Below are 14,993 nucleotides of genomic sequence, written 5' to 3'. Positions count from 1 at the left end.
GGCGGGGTCTCTATCTGCGGATATAGGGTGTACCATCGGTCTCTGTCCATCAGATATTAGTCAGACATGCCCACGCTTAGCGAAGAGAGCCGCCGGATCGTAGCGTCTCTGGCGCACCGTGTTGGTCCGCAGGCTGACGCTGCAAGCATCGCCGCGGCGGTTGTTTCGATTTTGCAGGATGTGAGCGCAGCACTGGCGCCCATCATCGGCCAGCAAGGCGTTGCCGCGCTGTACCGTCGCAGCTTCCATCTGTGCGTCTCGACCCATCCACGCCTGGCCGCCACCTATGACAGTGTGCCGGCCGCGATGGACTTGATTGCGCTCAAATCCGTACTCGTGGAGCAGAACGAAGCCGATGCGCTGTTTTTCGGTGAGGTGTTGCTGACGACCCTCTACGAGCTTCTGACCACGCTGATCGGGCCTTCACTCACCGCACGTCTGCTGGTTGGCGTGTGGCAGCCTTCTTCGAGCGACACCTCTTCGCAGGAAATTTCGCCATGAGCACCAAAGTGACTATCAACCGTCTGGCCACGGGTGTGCCAGGACTGGACGAGGTCCTGGGCGGTGGCCTGCCGGAGTTTTCGTTCAACCTGATCGCCGGCCCGCCAGGCTGCGGCAAAACCACCCTCGCGCACCAGATGATGTTTGCCCTGGCCACGCCGGAGCGCCCGGCGCTGTTCTTTACCGTGCTCGGTGAGCCGCCGCTGAAGATGCTGCGCTATCAGCAGCAATTCGATTTTTTCGACGACGCCGCCATCAACCGGTCGATTCGTTATATCAACCTGGCCGACGACACCCTGGCGGGCGACCTGGACGAGGTATTGCGGCGCATTGTCAGCGAGGTCGAAGCGCATTCGCCGTCGCTGGTGTTTGTCGATTCGTTCCGCTCCGTGGTGCTGGCCAGCCAGACCCAGCACAACCCGAACAACAACCTGCCGCAGTTCATCCAGCAATTGGGCATGTTGATGACCACGTGGCAGGCGACCACCTTCCTGATCGGCGAATATTTCACCGAGACTGACACCAACCCGATTTTCACCGTGGCCGATGGCCTGATCTGGCTGCGCCAGAGCGTTGAGCGCAATTCGATGGTGCGCAAGATGGAAATCATGAAGATGCGCGGCCAACCGACCTTGCCGGGGCTGCACACCTTTCGTATTGCCACCTCGGGGGTCAAGGTGTTCCCGCCGGCCGCCGTCAACCGTTTGGTTGAAGCGCCGTCGACGTTCCCGATCACCCGCCTGAAAATGGGTGTGCCGGCGCTTGATGAGATGCTCGGCGGCGGCCTGCCTCGTGGTTATTCGCTATTGGTGGCCGGCCCGTCCGGATCGGGCAAGAGCATCCTGGCGGCGACCTTTCTGGCTGAAGGCGTGCGCAACGGCGAAACCGGGGTGATTGCGGCATTCGAGCAACGGCCCAACCATTCGCAGAACCCTCAGTTGGCCGAGTTGATCAAGAGCGGGAAAGTCAGCCTGGTGGACAGCCGCGCGCCGGACCTGTCCATCGACGAAATCGTGCAACTGCTGCTCAGTGAAATCAGCCGGTTGAAAGCCACCCGTGTGGTGATTGACTCGCTGTCAGGCTTTGAGCTGGCGTTGGCGCCTACCTTCCGTGCGGATTTTCGCGAGTCGCTGTCACGCATGGTCACGGCGCTGACCGCCGTTGGGGTCAGCGTGTTGATGACCTCGGAGCTCGAAGACCGTTACACCGACCTGCGCTTCAGCCCTTATGGCACGGCGTTTCTGACCGACGCGATCATCGTGCAGCGCTATATCGAAGTACAAAGCCGATTACTGCGCATCATGGCCGTGGTCAAGGTGCGTGCCAGCGCCCACTCCGACCAACTGCGCCAGTACCACATCGACGATAACGGCCTGCAGATTCGCGACATGCTGCCGGAGCAGGAGGGGCTGTTGGGCGGCCGACCGACCCGGCAAGCTTCGGCGGAAACCAAACATGTGTGAGCCCGACTCGTGAGTGGCGGCGACGGCAAGCCTGAAAGTGAGCTGACCACGGCGGCTCACGAACTGTTCCTCATTGGCCAAAAAACCGTTGAGGCGCGTACAGTGCTGGCCGCCCTGCAGCAGCAACTGACTGACGTCAGCAGCCGTCTGGTGGATACCCAGCACGTCGAGCAGGTGATCGAGGCCAATCAGCAGCTGGTGCTGGCGATCCTGCTTGCGCAGTCGGACGCCGCAACCCCGCCGCCCCTGGAGGAACAACGCCTTTACCAGGAGCTTCGCGAGGCGAATGCGCAGCTGGTGATCGCGGCGCTCAGTGCTCAAGACTTGCAGGCCACGGCCGAGCGCGCGCTGGGCCAGCAGAAAAGCATCCTGGCGATGGTGGCGCATGAGCTGCGCAACCCATTGACGCCGATCAGCATGATCGCCGAGCGCATGGTTCGCCTGCCCAGCGACCAGTTGCCGCGCATGCGTGAGCTGATTGAAGGTCAGGTGCAGCATATTTCCCAGTTGGTCGACGACTTGCTGGACGTGTCCCGCGTCAGCACGGGCAAGCTGCGCATCGAGCGCCGCGATGTGGACATCCTGCAAATTCTCAGAAGTGCTATTGATGCCTGCGGGCCGGTGATGCGGGCGAAGAAGCAGCAATTTGAGGCCCGCCTGCCTGACGGCCAACTGATGATGAGCGCAGACCCAGGGCGCCTTGCGCAGATTCTGCATAACTTGCTGGCCAACGCAGCCAAGTACACGCCGGTGGGCGGCTCGATAGTGCTGGCTGTGACCGCGACGGACGCGCTGCGTATCAGCATTTGTGACAACGGTATTGGCGTTTCGGCCAAGGCGCTGCCGCTGATCTTTGACCCTTACGTGCAGGATGAACACGCCATCGGCTTCAACGGCTCGGGCCTGGGGATCGGGCTCACGGTGGTGCGCGAGCTGGTTGAAGCACATGGCGGCAAGGTCACCGCCAAAAGCGAGGGCAAGGGCAAGGGCAGTGAGTTTGTGGTGACGCTGCCGTTGTTGAGCGACTGACTCGCGTATTTGCGATCCAGCCACAGGGGCTACGCGTTGCAGAATTCACGCACGGCCACAAACACCGCAAATCAAAAGTGGGAGCTGGCTTGAGTGGGAGCGGGCTTGCTCGCGAATGCAGTCTGTCAGTCGACAAATTTGCCAACTGATACACCGCCTTCGCGAGCAAGCCCGCTCCCACAGTTGAAGGGTGTTGCCTGTTTTATTTGCGATCCAGCCCCACAGTCTGCGCATTGCAGAATTCACCCACGGCCGCAAACGCCGCAGATCAGAGGTGGGAGCTGGCTTGCCTGCGATTGCAGTGTGTCAGCCAAGGAGTTGTCACTGATCCACCGCCATCGCAGGCAAGCCAGCTCCCACAGTTGAAGGGTGTTGCCTGTTTTATTTGCGATCCAGCCACACGGTCTGCGCGTTGCAGAATTCACGCATGGCCACAAACGCCGCAGATCAAAGGTGGGAGCTGGCTTGCCTGCGATTGCAGTGTGTCAGCCAAGGAGTTGTCACTGATCCACCGCTATCGCAGGCAAGCCAGCTCCCACAGTTGAAGGGTGTTGCCTGTTTTATTTGCGATCCAGCCCCACGGTCTGTGCGTTGCAGAATTCACGCATGGCCACGAACACCGCAGATCAAAGGTGGGAGCTGGCTTGCCTGCGATTGCAGTGTGTCAGCCAAGGAGTTGTCACTGATCCACCGCTATCGCAGGCAAGCCAGCTCCCACAGTTGAAGGGTGTTGCCTGTTTTATTTGCGATCCAACCACACGGTCTGTGCGTTGCAGAATTCACGCATGGCCACGAACACCGCAGATCAAAGGTGGGAGCTGGCTTGCCTGCGATTGCAGTGTGTCAGCCAAGGAGTTGTCACTGATCCACCGCTATCGCAGGCAAGCCAGCTCCCGCAGTTGAGAGGTGTTGCCTGTTTTATTTGCGATCCAGCCACACGGTCTGTGCATTGCAGAATTCACGCACGCCAAAGTGCGACAGTTCGCGCCCGAACCCACTCTTTTTCACTCCACCAAACGCTACGCGCGGGTCGGACACGCTGAACGCGTTGACGAATACTGCGCCAGTTTCCAGCTGGTTGGTGATATCCCGTGCCTTCACCGAGTCGGTGGTGAAGACGCTCGCCGTCAGGCCGAATTCGCTGTCGTTGGCCAGGGCCACGGCGTGGTCGGCATCGCGGGCGGTGATGATCGAGGCCACGGGGCCGAACAGTTCCTGTTTGAACGAGGTCATCTGGTCGGTGACGTCGGCCAGCACGGTCGGTTCGTAGTAGTTGCCGGCACCGGCGACTTTGTTGCCGCCCAGCAGTAGGGTTGCGCCTTCTTCCAGCGTGGCCTGGACTTGGCCGTGCAGTTCGTCGCGCAGGTCGAAGCGGGCCATTGGGCCGACGTAAGTGCTGGTTTCGGTCGGGTCGCCCATCACCAAGGCGCGGCTGGCAGCGAGGAATTTGGCGGTAAAGGCTTGCACTACGCCTTCTTCGATGATCAGGCGCTTGGCGGCAGCGCAGACTTGGCCGCTGTTCTGGAAACGCCCGATCACGGCGGCCTGGACGGCGGCGTCGAGGTCGGCGTCGTTGAGCACGATGAACGGGTCGGAGCCGCCCAGTTCCAGCACGCATTTCTTCAGCGCGGCGCCGGCCTGGGAGCCGATGGCGGCGCCGGCGCGGACGCTGCCGGTGAGGGTGACCGCGGCGATGCGTGGGTCGGCGATGGCCTTGGACACGCCGTCGTTGGTCACGTTGACCACTTCAAACAGGCCATCGGCGAAACCGGCTTTTTGAAACGCCGCCTTCATCAGGTAGGCGCTGCCCATCACATTGGGTGCATGTTTGAGCACGTAGGTGTTGCCGGCGAGCAGGGTCGGCACGGCGCCGCGCAGCACTTGCCAGACCGGGAAGTTCCACGGCATGACGGCGAGGATCGGGCCCAGTGGGCGGTATTCGATCTGGGCGCTGCCGTTGTCCACCAGCGTGGGTTCCGGGGCGAGCATGGCCGGGCCGTGGGCGGCATACCATTGGCTGAGTTGCGCGCATTTTTCGATTTCGGCGCGGGCCTGGGCGATGGGTTTGCCCATTTCCAGGGTGATCATCTGCGCCATGTCTTCGGCCTGGTCACGCAACGCAGCGGCCAGGGCCAGCAGCAATTCGGCGCGCTGGCTCACCGGTTGACGGCGCCAGCTGCGGAAGGCATCAGTGGCGCGGTTAAGCGCCGCGTCCAACTGCGCCTCGGTTTCGTAAGGGTAGCTGCCGACTGTTTCGCCAGTGGCGGGGTTGATCGACAAGGCGTGAGTCTGGTGAGAGATAGCGTTCATGGCACCGTCCGGCTGAATGAGTGGATGGGTTCAGCCTACGGGGCTGCATGTTTTCTGGAAACTGAATAATATTAAGCAATACATTCATGATTGGAGAATGATTTGGACCTGGTGCAGCTGGAAATCTTCAAGGCCGTTGCCGAGCAAGGCAGCATCAGCGCCGCCGCGCAGTTGATTCATCGCGTGCCGTCGAACCTGACCACGCGCATCAAGCAACTGGAGCAGGACTTGGGCGTGGAGTTGTTTATCCGTGAGAAGAGTCGCCTGCGCCTGTCGCCGGCCGGGTGGAATTTCCTCGGCTACACGCGGCGCATTCTTGATCTGGTACAAGAAGCCCGCGCCACGGTGGCGGGAGAGGAGCCCCAGGGCGCGTTTGCGCTGGGTTCGCTGGAGAGCACGGCGGCGGTGCGCATTCCGGCGTTGCTTGCGGCGTATAACCAGAAACACGCCAAGGTCGAGCTGGACCTGAGCACCGGGCCGTCCGGCACGATGATCGAGGGCGTGTTGTCGGGACGCCTGGCGGCCGCGTTTGTCGACGGGCCGGTGCTGCATGCCACGCTGGAAGGCGTGCCGGTGTTTGAGGAGGAGATGGTGGTCATTGCGCCGCTGCACCATGCGCCGATCACGCGCGGGCAGGATGTGGCGGGGGAGAGCATCTACACGTTTCGCTCGAACTGCTCGTATCGCCATCACTTCGAGCGCTGGTTTTCACAGGATGGCGCGGTGCCGGGCAAGATCTTTGAAATGGAGTCTTATCACGGCATGCTCGCCTGCGTCAGCGCCGGGGCCGGCCTGGCACTGATGCCGCGCAGCATGCTGGAGAGCATGCCGGGGTTTACGGCGGTGAGTGTGTGGCCGCTGAGCGACGCGTTCCGCCTCCTCCATACCTGGCTGATCTGGCGCCGGGGCACGGTGTCGCAGAGTTTGAACAGTTTTGTGAAGCTGTTGGAGGAACGTGGCCTGGTAGCCACTTAGATCTGATGTGGGAGCTGGCTTGCCTGCGATAGCGGTGTATCGGCTAAGGCCGTGCAGGCTGGACTGACGTCATCGCAGGCAAGCCGGCTCCCACCTGTTGATCGTGTTTTCAACCGCCAAATTGCAGGGTGCCCATGGCGAGTTTTGCCATGATGGCCGTGGCGCCCAGTTGTACCAGCCAAAGGGCCAGGCCACCGAGGAACACACCCAGTGCCACTTGCAGCACCAGGCTTTTCTGGCGCTTGGCTTGCGGCGCGCGCGGGGTGAAGTCATGCAGTTCGTCGCGATCGGCGCGCAGGTCCAGGTCGTCGTTTCTCATAGGGCTCTCACAGCAAAGGGGCAGTTGGGGTTCAGTCTAGGGCTGGTCGCGGCAGGCAGCGAGGTTTTCTTCCTGTGGCGAGCGGGCTTGCCCCGCGTTGGGGGGGCGTCGTGGCCCCTTGTTCAGGCATCGGGTTCTTTCAGTAAGTTCACGGGGGGCTTTATGGGGCTGCTTTGCAGCCCAACGCGGGGCAAGCCCGCTCGCCACGGGAGGCCTGCTGGCCATGGGAAGCCTGCGGGCCACAGGAGGCCTGTTTGCCACGGGAGGCGCGTTGGCTACAAAAAAGGGGAAGCCATTGAATGGCTTCCCCTTTGTCGCAACCGTTGCAGGCTTACAGCACCTGAACAATCGCCTGGGTCACTGCACCAATGTTCGACTGGTTCAGCGCCGCTACGCAGATGCGGCCAGTGTCGAGCGCGTAGATACCAAACTCGGTGCGCAGGCGGGTGACTTGCTCCACGGTCAGGCCGGAGTAGGAGAACATCCCACGCTGGCGGCCGACGAAGCTGAAGTCGTGACCCGGGGCAGCCTTGGCCAGTTCAGCCACCATCTGCTCACGCATGCCACGGATGCGCAGGCGCATTTCGGCCAGTTCTGCTTCCCACTGGGCACGCAGCTCAGGGTTGTTCAGCACCGCCGCCACAATCGCCGCGCCGTGGGTCGGCGGGTTGGAGTAGTTGGTGCGGATCACGCGTTTGACCTGGGACAGGATGCGCGCGCTTTCTTCCTTGGATTCGCTGACGATCGACAGCGCACCCACGCGTTCGCCGTACAGCGAGAACGACTTGGAGAACGAGCTGGACACAAAGAAGGTCAGGCCCGACTCAGCGAACAGGCGCACGGCGGCGGCATCTTCGTGGATGCCATCGCCAAAGCCCTGATAGGCCATGTCGAGGAACGGCACGAGGTTTTTCGCCTTGATCACGTCCAGCACGTTTTGCCAGTCGGCCGGGCTCAGGTCGACGCCGGTCGGGTTGTGGCAGCAGGCGTGCAGCACCACGATGGACTGTGGCGGCAGGGCGTTGAGGTCTTCGAGCAGGCCGGCGCGGTTGACGTCGTGGGTGGCGGCGTCGTAATAGCGGTAGGTTTGCACCGGGAAGCCGGCTTTTTCGAACAGCGCCTGGTGGTTTTCCCAGCTAGGGTCGCTGATGGCAACCACGGCGTTGGGCAGCAGTTGCTTGAGGAAGTCTGCGCCGATCTTCAGCGCGCCGGTGCCGCCGACGGCTTGCGCGGTGATCACACGGCCAGCGCTCAGCAGGGGCGAGTCGGCGCCGAACAGCAGCTTTTGCACGGCCTGGTCGTAGGCAACGATACCGTCGATCGGCAAGTAGCCACGGGCGGCGTGTTGCACCACGCGAATGGCTTCCGCTTCGGCAACGGCACGCAAGAGTGGAATCTTCCCCTCCTCGTTGCAGTAAACGCCCACGCCAAGGTTGACCTTGGTGGTTCGTGTGTCGGCGTTGAATGCTTCGTTGAGGCCCAGGATTGGATCGCGTGGTGCCATTTCGACAGCGGAGAACAGGCTCATTTTTGCGGCAGCTCTATGGGGGAATGGAGGGACGTGTCGCGCTCCAGCCGAATGCACTAGAGCGGTGCACAAACGGGGAGCTAGTATAGAGGCCATCCAGGCTCAGGGCGACAACCGAAACGGCTTTTCGGCCAAGTTTTTCGGTTTATTTGCCGACCGTTAGTCTTATTGCAACGTGGGGCGGCGACAGCAGGTAGGACGATTGCCTTGAAACCCGTCACATTCGCCTCCACTTCTACAGCTATCATGGTTTTTTCCTGCAACCTGCGTTGACTATTCGCGGGTTGCTGAGCTTTTTCGTCCCTGGCGGTTTCGAGTCTGGGGTGACTACACGAGGTACGTTATGTCGGATTTCCAGCTCGTCACCCGCTTTGAACCCGCCGGCGATCAACCCGAAGCCATTCGCCTGATGGTTGAAGGCATTGAAGCCGGCCTGGCGCACCAGACGCTGCTTGGGGTGACCGGTTCAGGCAAGACCTTCAGCATTGCCAATGTGATTGCGCAGACCAATCGCCCAACCCTGGTGCTGGCGCCGAACAAAACCCTGGCCGCCCAGCTGTATGGCGAGTTCAAGGCGTTTTTCCCGAACAACGCGGTGGAGTACTTCGTTTCCTACTACGACTACTACCAGCCCGAAGCCTACGTGCCATCCTCTGACACCTTCATCGAGAAGGACGCGTCGATCAACGATCACATCGAGCAGATGCGGTTGTCGGCGACCAAGGCGCTGCTGGAACGCAAGGACGCGATCATCGTCACCACGGTGTCGTGCATCTACGGTCTGGGCAGCCCGGAAACCTATTTGAAGATGGTGCTGCACGTCGATCGCGGCGACAAACTCGACCAGCGCGAGCTCCTGCGGCGCCTGACGAGCTTGCAGTACACCCGCAATGACATGGATTTCGCCCGCGCCACCTTCCGTGTGCGCGGTGATGTGATCGACATCTACCCGGCCGAATCCGACCTCGAAGCCATTCGCATCGAGCTGTTCGACGACGAAGTCGAGAGCCTGTCGGCCTTCGACCCGTTGACCGGTGAGGTGATACGCAAGCTGCCGCGCTTCACCTTCTACCCGAAAAGCCACTACGTGACCCCGCGCGAAACGCTGATGGGCGCGATCGAGGGCATTAAGGTCGAGCTGGCGGAGCGCCTGGACTACCTGCGCGCCAACAACAAGCTGGTGGAAGCCCAGCGCCTGGAGCAGCGCACGCGGTTCGACCTGGAAATGATTCTGGAGCTGGGTTACTGCAACGGCATCGAAAACTACTCGCGCTACCTCTCGGGTCGCGAATCCGGGCAGGCGCCGCCCACCTTGTTCGATTACTTGCCGGACGACGCCTTGCTGGTGATCGACGAATCCCACGTCAGCGTGCCGCAGGTGGGCGCGATGTACAAAGGTGACCGCTCGCGTAAGGAAACCTTGGTGGAATACGGTTTCCGCCTGCCATCGGCGCTGGATAACCGGCCGATGCGTTTCGACGAGTTTGAAAGCATCAGCCCGCAGACGATTTTCGTCTCGGCCACACCGGGTAACTACGAAGCCGAACATGCGGGCCGCGTGATTGAGCAACTGGTGCGCCCGACCGGTCTTGTCGACCCGCAAATCGAAATCCGCCCGGCGCTGACCCAGGTCGATGACTTGCTGTCGGAAATCACCAAGCGTGTGGCCCTGGAAGAGCGGGTGCTGGTCACCACGCTGACCAAGCGCATGTCCGAAGACTTGACCGATTACCTGGCCGACCACGGCGTGCGCGTGCGCTATTTGCACTCGGACATCGACACCGTGGAGCGCGTCGAGATTATCCGCGACCTGCGTCTGGGCACCTTTGATGTGCTGGTGGGCATCAACCTGTTGCGTGAAGGGTTGGACATGCCAGAGGTGTCGCTGGTGGCGATTCTGGACGCCGACAAGGAAGGCTTCCTGCGCTCCGAGCGCTCGCTGATCCAGACCATCGGCCGGGCGGCGCGTAACCTCAATGGCCGGGCGATTCTGTACGCGGACCGTATCACCGGCTCCATGGAGCGCGCGATTGGCGAGACCGAACGTCGCCGTGACAAGCAGATCGCCTTCAACCTGGAGAATGGCATTATCCCCAAAGGCGTGTTCAAGGACGTCGCCGACATCATGGAAGGCGCCACCGTGCCGGGCTCGCGCAGCAAGAAGCGCAAAGGCATGGCCAAGGCCGCCGAAGAAAGCGCCAAGTACGAGAATGAATTGCGCTCGCCGAGTGAGATCACCAAGCGTATCCGGCAGTTGGAAGAGAAGATGTACCAGCTGGCGCGCGACCTTGAGTTTGAAGCCGCGGCGCAGATGCGCGATGAGATCGGCAAGTTGCGCGAGCGGTTGTTGGCTGTTTGATTTGCGGTGAATGAGCGGGCCTCATCGGGGGCAAGCCCCCTCCCACATTTGACGGCGTTCACACGCCAAAGTGTGGGAGGGGGCTTGCCCCCGATGGCCGCGCCTCGGTTTTCCAGAAATCCCCCAGGCTGTTACCATTCGCCCCTTGTTTCAATTTTCAGTTATATCGCCCATTCGAGACCTGCCATGACCACCGTCCGCACGCGCATTGCGCCATCGCCTACTGGGGATCCCCACGTCGGCACTGCTTACATCGCCCTGTTCAACTACTGCTTTGCCAAGCAGCACGGCGGTGAATTCATCCTGCGGATCGAAGACACCGATCAACTGCGTTCGACCCGTGAGTCGGAACAGCAGATCTTCGATGCCTTGCGCTGGCTGGGCATCACCTGGGCCGAAGGCCCGGACGTCGGTGGCCCGCACGGCCCGTATCGCCAGAGCGAGCGCAGCGACATCTACAAGCAGTACACCCAGCAATTGGTCGACATGGGCCACGCGTTCCCGTGCTTCTGCACGGCCGAAGAGCTGGACCAGATGCGTGCCGAGCAACAGGCCCGTGGCGAAACCCCGCGTTACGACGGCCGTGCGCTGCTTCTATCCAAAGAAGAAGTGGCCCAGCGCCTGGCTGCCGGTGAACCTCACGTGATTCGCATGAAAGTGCCGAGCGAAGGCGTGTGCGTGGTGCCGGACATGCTGCGCGGTGACGTCGAGATTCCGTGGGACCGCATGGACATGCAGGTGCTGATGAAGACCGACGGCCTGCCGACGTACTTCCTGGCCAACGTGGTCGACGACCACCTGATGGGCATCACCCACGTGCTGCGCGGCGAAGAATGGCTGCCGTCGGCGCCCAAACTGATCCTGCTCTACGAATACTTCGGCTGGGAACAGCCGCAGTTGTGCTACATGCCGCTGCTGCGTAACCCGGACAAGAGCAAGCTGTCCAAGCGCAAGAACCCGACCTCGGTGACGTTCTACGAGCGCATGGGCTTCATGCCCGAAGCGATGCTCAACTACCTGGGCCGCATGGGCTGGTCGATGCCGGACGAGCGTGAGAAGTTCTCGCTGCAGGAAATGGTCGATAACTTCGACTTGTCGCGCGTATCCCTGGGCGGGCCGATTTTCGATATCGAGAAGCTGTCGTGGCTCAACGGCCAGTGGCTGCGCGACCTGCCGGTGGAAGAATTCGCCAGCCGTGTGCAGCAATGGGCGCTGAACCCCGAGTACATGATGAAGATCGCGCCGTTGGTGCAGGGCAGGGTGGAGACGTTCAGCCAGGTGGCTCCGTTGGCCAGCTTCTTCTTTGCCGGTGGCGTGAACCCGGATGCCAAGCTGTTTGAGTCCAAGAAGCTCTCGGGTGATCAGGTTCGCCAACTGATGCAGTTGATCCTGTGGAAGCTCGAAAGCCTGCGTCAGTGGGAGAAGGATGCAATCACCGCGACGATTCAGGCGGTGGTCGAGTCCCTTGAGCTGAAACTGCGCGATGCCATGCCACTGATGTTTGCCGCGATTACCGGGCAGGCCAGTTCGGTGTCGGTACTGGATGCGATGGAAATCCTCGGCCCGGACTTGACGCGTTTCCGTCTGCGCCAAGCCCTTGATTTGCTTGGTGGTGTATCGAAGAAAGAAAACAAAGAGTGGGAAAAGCTGCTGGGCGCTATCGCTTAAGTCGGCTGTTGTAACGACGAAACCCCGGTTTTCCGGGGTTTCGTCGGTAAGTGATTGTTATCCCGGCAAAAAATTTTGGAAATAGTTGAAAATAAATTTGACACGTTTCCAAACCGCCATTAAGATTCGCCCCGTCCTCACCGATGAGGGGCTATAGCTCAGCTGGGAGAGCGCTTGCATGGCATGCAAGAGGTCAACGGTTCGATCCCGTTTAGCTCCACCAATTTACAGGTTCAAGGTCTGGCCACACCGTCCTTGAATTGATCAGTTCTCAGCGCTGATCAGATGTACAGAAGGTTTTGTCCCCTTCGTCTAGTGGCCTAGGACACCGCCCTTTCACGGCGGTAACAGGGGTTCGAGTCCCCTAGGGGACGCCAGTTTCAACAAGCAGGTCGAAAGGTCTGCTGCGCCGCGAGGCGAAAAATCCGGGGCTATAGCTCAGCTGGGAGAGCGCTTGCATGGCATGCAAGAGGTCAACGGTTCGATCCCGTTTAGCTCCACCAATTTACAGGTTCAAGGTCTGGCCACACCGTCCTTGAATCGATCAGCTCTCAGCGCTGGTCAGTTGTATAGAAGGTTTGTGTCCCCTTCGTCTAGTGGCCTAGGACACCGCCCTTTCACGGCGGTAACAGGGGTTCGAGTCCCCTAGGGGACGCCACGATTACCCGCTCTGCGGGATTTTTAAGGGTCATTCAATTATTGAATGGCCCTTTTGTTTGTCTGGCGTTTGGGTTTTTCCCGCGGCCGTTTACGGCATCCTGCGTACCCCATTGGCGGTGCACAGAGATTCGTTGATGCGCGCCAGCTCCTTTTGCCGATCAACCTGCGGACCTCTGTTCTGGGCGTCCCCCAGTGCGACGTTGCACATTTCGACGCGAATGCCGGGCAAGCGTGAAATCGCACGCAGGCAGCCTTGGTCTATTTCGTCGTTGGGGTGGTAGATATTCGCGGTTTCAATCACCAGCCGTGTGTTTGGAAAGCTCAGCAGGATGTCTTCCATGAACTGCCTGAACAGCACGCAGCATTGCCGACACGGTGAGTTGTTGAGGCTCACCACGATCTCCTGATACCCCGCATCGAACACACAGTCATTGGCGCGCAGGGCCTCCAGGAAGTTGGCCTCGGCATGCCCGTCGGCGTCGTTGAAGAATTTGCCGAACGGCTGGTTGCCCACGCCTTTGCCTTCAACCTTTGAAGTTGGCGGTGTATTCGTTGGCGAACACGTAGGGGGTCTTCTGCGGCTACCCATGCGCAGTTCTGGTTTTGCTGCCGCCAGGCCATGACGTTCTCTGCGATGCGCAGTTCATTGCAGTGAGAGCGCCTGGGGCGGGCGGTTTATTCCCTTGATGTGATCTGTGCTGCTCGGACGAGCGGTCACGCGGGTGGCTTGCGAAATATTATTATGGTAATAATATTCAACCCATGAGAGACGGAGGCAACGATGAGCGATAAAAAAGCGCAAACCCGCGAACGCATTTTGCAGGCTGCCAGCGCGGCGTTGATCCAGCGCGGCCCGGCCGAACCGAGTGTCGGCGAAGTCATGGGCGCGGCCGGGCTTACGGTCGGCGGCTTCTACGCGCACTTTGAAAGCAAGGACGCGTTGATGCTGGAGGCCTTCACCCAGTTGCTCGCCCGGCGGCGCGCGTCGATCGACGACATGGACGCGCAACTCACCGGTGAGGAGCGCAGAGGCCTGGTGGCGGCGTTTTATCTGTCGCGCAAGCACCGTGACTCCACGGACCAGGCCTGCCCGATACCCGCCACTGTGGGCGAGATGAGCCGCTTGCCGGATGAGTTTCGCCAGGCACTCAACGAGCATACGGAGCTGATGGCCGCGCAATTGGCTGCCAGCCCGGAGGACACCGACAAAGCCCTGGCGGATATGGCCTTGATGATCGGCGGCCTGGCCTTGGCCCGCGCGCTCGGGCCGGGCGAGTTGTCGGACCGCGTGTTGCGCGCGGCCAAATCGGCGGTGCGCTGAAAAAGGAGTCGCCTGATGGGCGCATTAACCTGGATTCGAGGCTTCAATGGCACCGTCGGCCGCGTGGCGCCGCACCTGGTGGCCAGCAAGTTGCGTCGTACCTTCATGACGCCACGCAATCTGCCGCCGCGTGACTGGGAGTTGCCGCTGCTGGCGCAATCGGAGCGCATCACCTTGCGTTTCGGCCTGTCGGCGTTGCGTTGGGGCCAGGGCCCCGCCGTGCTGCTGATGCACGGCTGGGAAGGGCGCCCCACACAGTTCGCCAGCCTGATCACGGCGTTGGTGGATGACGGCTATTCGGTGATTGCCCTCGACGGTCCGGCCCACGGCCGTTCACCGGGGCGCGAGGCGCATGTCCTGCTGTTCGCCCGCGCCATGCTTGAAGCCGCCGCCGAGTTGCCGCCGTTGCACGCGGTGGTGGGGCATTCCATGGGCGGTGCCAGCGCGATGCTGGCGGTTCAGCTGGGCCTGCGTACCGAGGCGCTGGTGAGCATTGCGGCGCCTTCGCGCTTTCTCGACGTGCTGCGCGGTTTTGCCGGCATGGTCGGGTTGCCGCCACGGGCGCGCTCGGCGTTTATCCAGGAAGTTGAATTGACCTTCGGCATGCCGCTCAAACACCTGGACGTGGCTCACTACCAGCTCAATATCCCCGGTTTGATCGTGCACGCCGAAGACGACACCTTTGTCCCGGTCAAAGCCTCACAAGCCATTCACGAGGCCTGGTTCGACAGCCGCCTGTTGCGGCTGGAACAAGGCGGGCACCAGAAAGTGCTGGCCGATCCGCGGGTGATCGAGGGTGTGCTTGCCCTGTTGGCCGGCCGCCGTCTACAGGCGCGGCAAACGGCCTGATACACTGCCCC

The 14,993-nt window shown here is 61.2% G+C and carries 12 protein-coding genes and 4 tRNA genes; 12 read left to right on the top strand and 4 right to left on the bottom strand.

The window, feature by feature from the left end; translation table 11 throughout:
• Positions 1 to 66: 66 nt before the first annotated feature.
• The 3 genes from L8K08_RS06755 to L8K08_RS06745 are packed head-to-tail and all read left to right on the top strand — an operon-like array spanning position 67 to position 2,993.
• The gene (locus L8K08_RS06755) at positions 67 to 501 is read left to right on the top strand and encodes a hypothetical protein (protein ID WP_242195251.1); all 435 of its coding nucleotides are present in this window, start codon (positions 67 to 69) and stop codon (positions 499 to 501) included.
• Positions 498 to 1,964: an ATPase domain-containing protein gene (locus L8K08_RS06750; RefSeq protein WP_242195248.1), complete on the top strand. Its 1,467-nt coding sequence runs from the start codon at positions 498 to 500 to the stop codon at positions 1,962 to 1,964. The genes L8K08_RS06755 and L8K08_RS06750 overlap by 4 nt, the downstream gene beginning before the upstream one ends.
• 9 nt (positions 1,965 to 1,973) lie before the next feature.
• A complete protein-coding gene (locus L8K08_RS06745) occupies positions 1,974 to 2,993 on the top strand; it encodes a HAMP domain-containing sensor histidine kinase (RefSeq protein ID WP_242195245.1) in 1,020 nt (339 codons plus the stop codon).
• 918 nt (positions 2,994 to 3,911) lie between these two features.
• On the opposite strand, the gene L8K08_RS06740 is transcribed toward L8K08_RS06745, so the two are convergent.
• The gene (locus tag L8K08_RS06740) at positions 3,912 to 5,303 is read right to left on the bottom strand and encodes an aldehyde dehydrogenase family protein (protein WP_242195242.1); all 1,392 of its coding nucleotides are present in this window, start codon (positions 5,301 to 5,303) and stop codon (positions 3,912 to 3,914) included.
• Positions 5,304 to 5,405: 102 nt separating this feature from the next.
• Between L8K08_RS06740 and L8K08_RS06735 the strand changes: the two genes are divergently transcribed.
• The gene (locus L8K08_RS06735) at positions 5,406 to 6,278 is read left to right on the top strand and encodes a LysR family transcriptional regulator (RefSeq protein WP_242195239.1); all 873 of its coding nucleotides are present in this window, start codon (positions 5,406 to 5,408) and stop codon (positions 6,276 to 6,278) included.
• A gap of 109 nt (positions 6,279 to 6,387) precedes the next feature.
• Here the strand turns inward: L8K08_RS06735 and L8K08_RS06730 are convergent, their stop codons facing one another.
• Positions 6,388 to 6,597, bottom strand: a complete 210-nt coding sequence (locus tag L8K08_RS06730; protein WP_078738148.1) for a hypothetical protein — start codon at positions 6,595 to 6,597, stop codon at positions 6,388 to 6,390.
• 331 nt (positions 6,598 to 6,928) lie between these two features.
• Positions 6,929 to 8,125 carry an amino acid aminotransferase gene (locus L8K08_RS06725; RefSeq protein ID WP_242195236.1) on the bottom strand — a complete coding sequence of 399 codons (1,197 nt, stop codon included), beginning with the start codon at positions 8,123 to 8,125 and terminating at the stop codon, positions 6,929 to 6,931.
• A 343-nt stretch (positions 8,126 to 8,468) separates the two neighbouring features.
• On the opposite strand from L8K08_RS06725, the gene uvrB reads away from it, so the two are divergent.
• From uvrB to L8K08_RS06695, 6 genes are all read left to right on the top strand, one after another.
• The gene (gene uvrB / locus L8K08_RS06720; protein WP_242195233.1) at positions 8,469 to 10,484 is read left to right on the top strand and encodes an excinuclease ABC subunit UvrB; all 2,016 of its coding nucleotides are present in this window, start codon (positions 8,469 to 8,471) and stop codon (positions 10,482 to 10,484) included.
• Positions 10,485 to 10,670: 186 nt separating this feature from the next.
• Entirely contained in the window at positions 10,671 to 12,152 is a 1,482-nt protein-coding gene (gene gltX, locus L8K08_RS06715; RefSeq protein ID WP_053128828.1) for a glutamate--tRNA ligase, read from the top strand.
• Between the two features lie 147 nt (positions 12,153 to 12,299).
• Positions 12,300 to 12,375 (top strand) — tRNA-Ala (locus tag L8K08_RS06710).
• A 78-nt stretch (positions 12,376 to 12,453) separates the two neighbouring features.
• Positions 12,454 to 12,529 (top strand) — tRNA-Glu (locus L8K08_RS06705).
• A gap of 50 nt (positions 12,530 to 12,579) precedes the next feature.
• A tRNA-Ala gene (locus L8K08_RS06700) sits at positions 12,580 to 12,655 on the top strand.
• 79 nt (positions 12,656 to 12,734) lie between these two features.
• Positions 12,735 to 12,810: transfer RNA gene (locus L8K08_RS06695), tRNA-Glu, on the top strand.
• Between the two features lie 90 nt (positions 12,811 to 12,900).
• Here the strand turns inward: L8K08_RS06695 and L8K08_RS06690 are convergent.
• A complete protein-coding gene (locus L8K08_RS06690) occupies positions 12,901 to 13,326 on the bottom strand; it encodes a hypothetical protein (protein WP_242195230.1) in 426 nt (141 codons plus the stop codon).
• Positions 13,327 to 13,593: 267 nt separating this feature from the next.
• Between L8K08_RS06690 and L8K08_RS06685 the strand changes: the two genes are divergently transcribed.
• Both L8K08_RS06685 and L8K08_RS06680 read left to right on the top strand, forming a co-directional pair.
• Positions 13,594 to 14,133, top strand: coding sequence for a TetR/AcrR family transcriptional regulator (locus L8K08_RS06685; RefSeq protein WP_083357717.1), 540 nt, complete (start codon positions 13,594 to 13,596; stop codon positions 14,131 to 14,133).
• Between the two features lie 15 nt (positions 14,134 to 14,148).
• A complete protein-coding gene (locus tag L8K08_RS06680; RefSeq protein WP_242195227.1) occupies positions 14,149 to 14,982 on the top strand; it encodes an alpha/beta fold hydrolase in 834 nt (277 codons plus the stop codon).
• Positions 14,983 to 14,993: the final 11 nt, after the last annotated feature.

Origin of the sequence: Pseudomonas sp. TREG-RG-20F-10-E-6-01, from assembly GCF_022662455.1 — a bacterium.
Classification (GTDB): Bacteria; Pseudomonadota; Gammaproteobacteria; order Pseudomonadales; family Pseudomonadaceae; genus Aquipseudomonas.
This window is presented reverse-complemented; position numbering and strand designations above follow the sequence as displayed.

Excerpts from the sequence above, each read along its gene's own strand:
- L8K08_RS06755 (WP_242195251.1), top strand. The coding sequence starts at position 67 with ATGCCCACGCTTAGCGAAGAGAGCCGCCGGATCGTAGCGTCTCTGGCG.
- L8K08_RS06750 (WP_242195248.1), top strand. The coding sequence starts at position 498 with ATGAGCACCAAAGTGACTATCAACCGTCTGGCCACGGGTGTGCCAGGA.
- L8K08_RS06740 (WP_242195242.1), bottom strand. The coding sequence starts at position 5,303 with ATGAACGCTATCTCTCACCAGACTCACGCCTTGTCGATCAACCCCGCC.
- L8K08_RS06730 (WP_078738148.1), bottom strand. The coding sequence starts at position 6,597 with ATGAGAAACGACGACCTGGACCTGCGCGCCGATCGCGACGAACTGCAT.
- L8K08_RS06725 (WP_242195236.1), bottom strand. The coding sequence starts at position 8,125 with ATGAGCCTGTTCTCCGCTGTCGAAATGGCACCACGCGATCCAATCCTG.
- uvrB (WP_242195233.1), top strand. The coding sequence starts at position 8,469 with ATGTCGGATTTCCAGCTCGTCACCCGCTTTGAACCCGCCGGCGATCAA.
- gltX (WP_053128828.1), top strand. The coding sequence starts at position 10,671 with ATGACCACCGTCCGCACGCGCATTGCGCCATCGCCTACTGGGGATCCC.
- L8K08_RS06685 (WP_083357717.1), top strand. The coding sequence starts at position 13,594 with ATGAGCGATAAAAAAGCGCAAACCCGCGAACGCATTTTGCAGGCTGCC.
- L8K08_RS06680 (WP_242195227.1), top strand. The coding sequence starts at position 14,149 with ATGGGCGCATTAACCTGGATTCGAGGCTTCAATGGCACCGTCGGCCGC.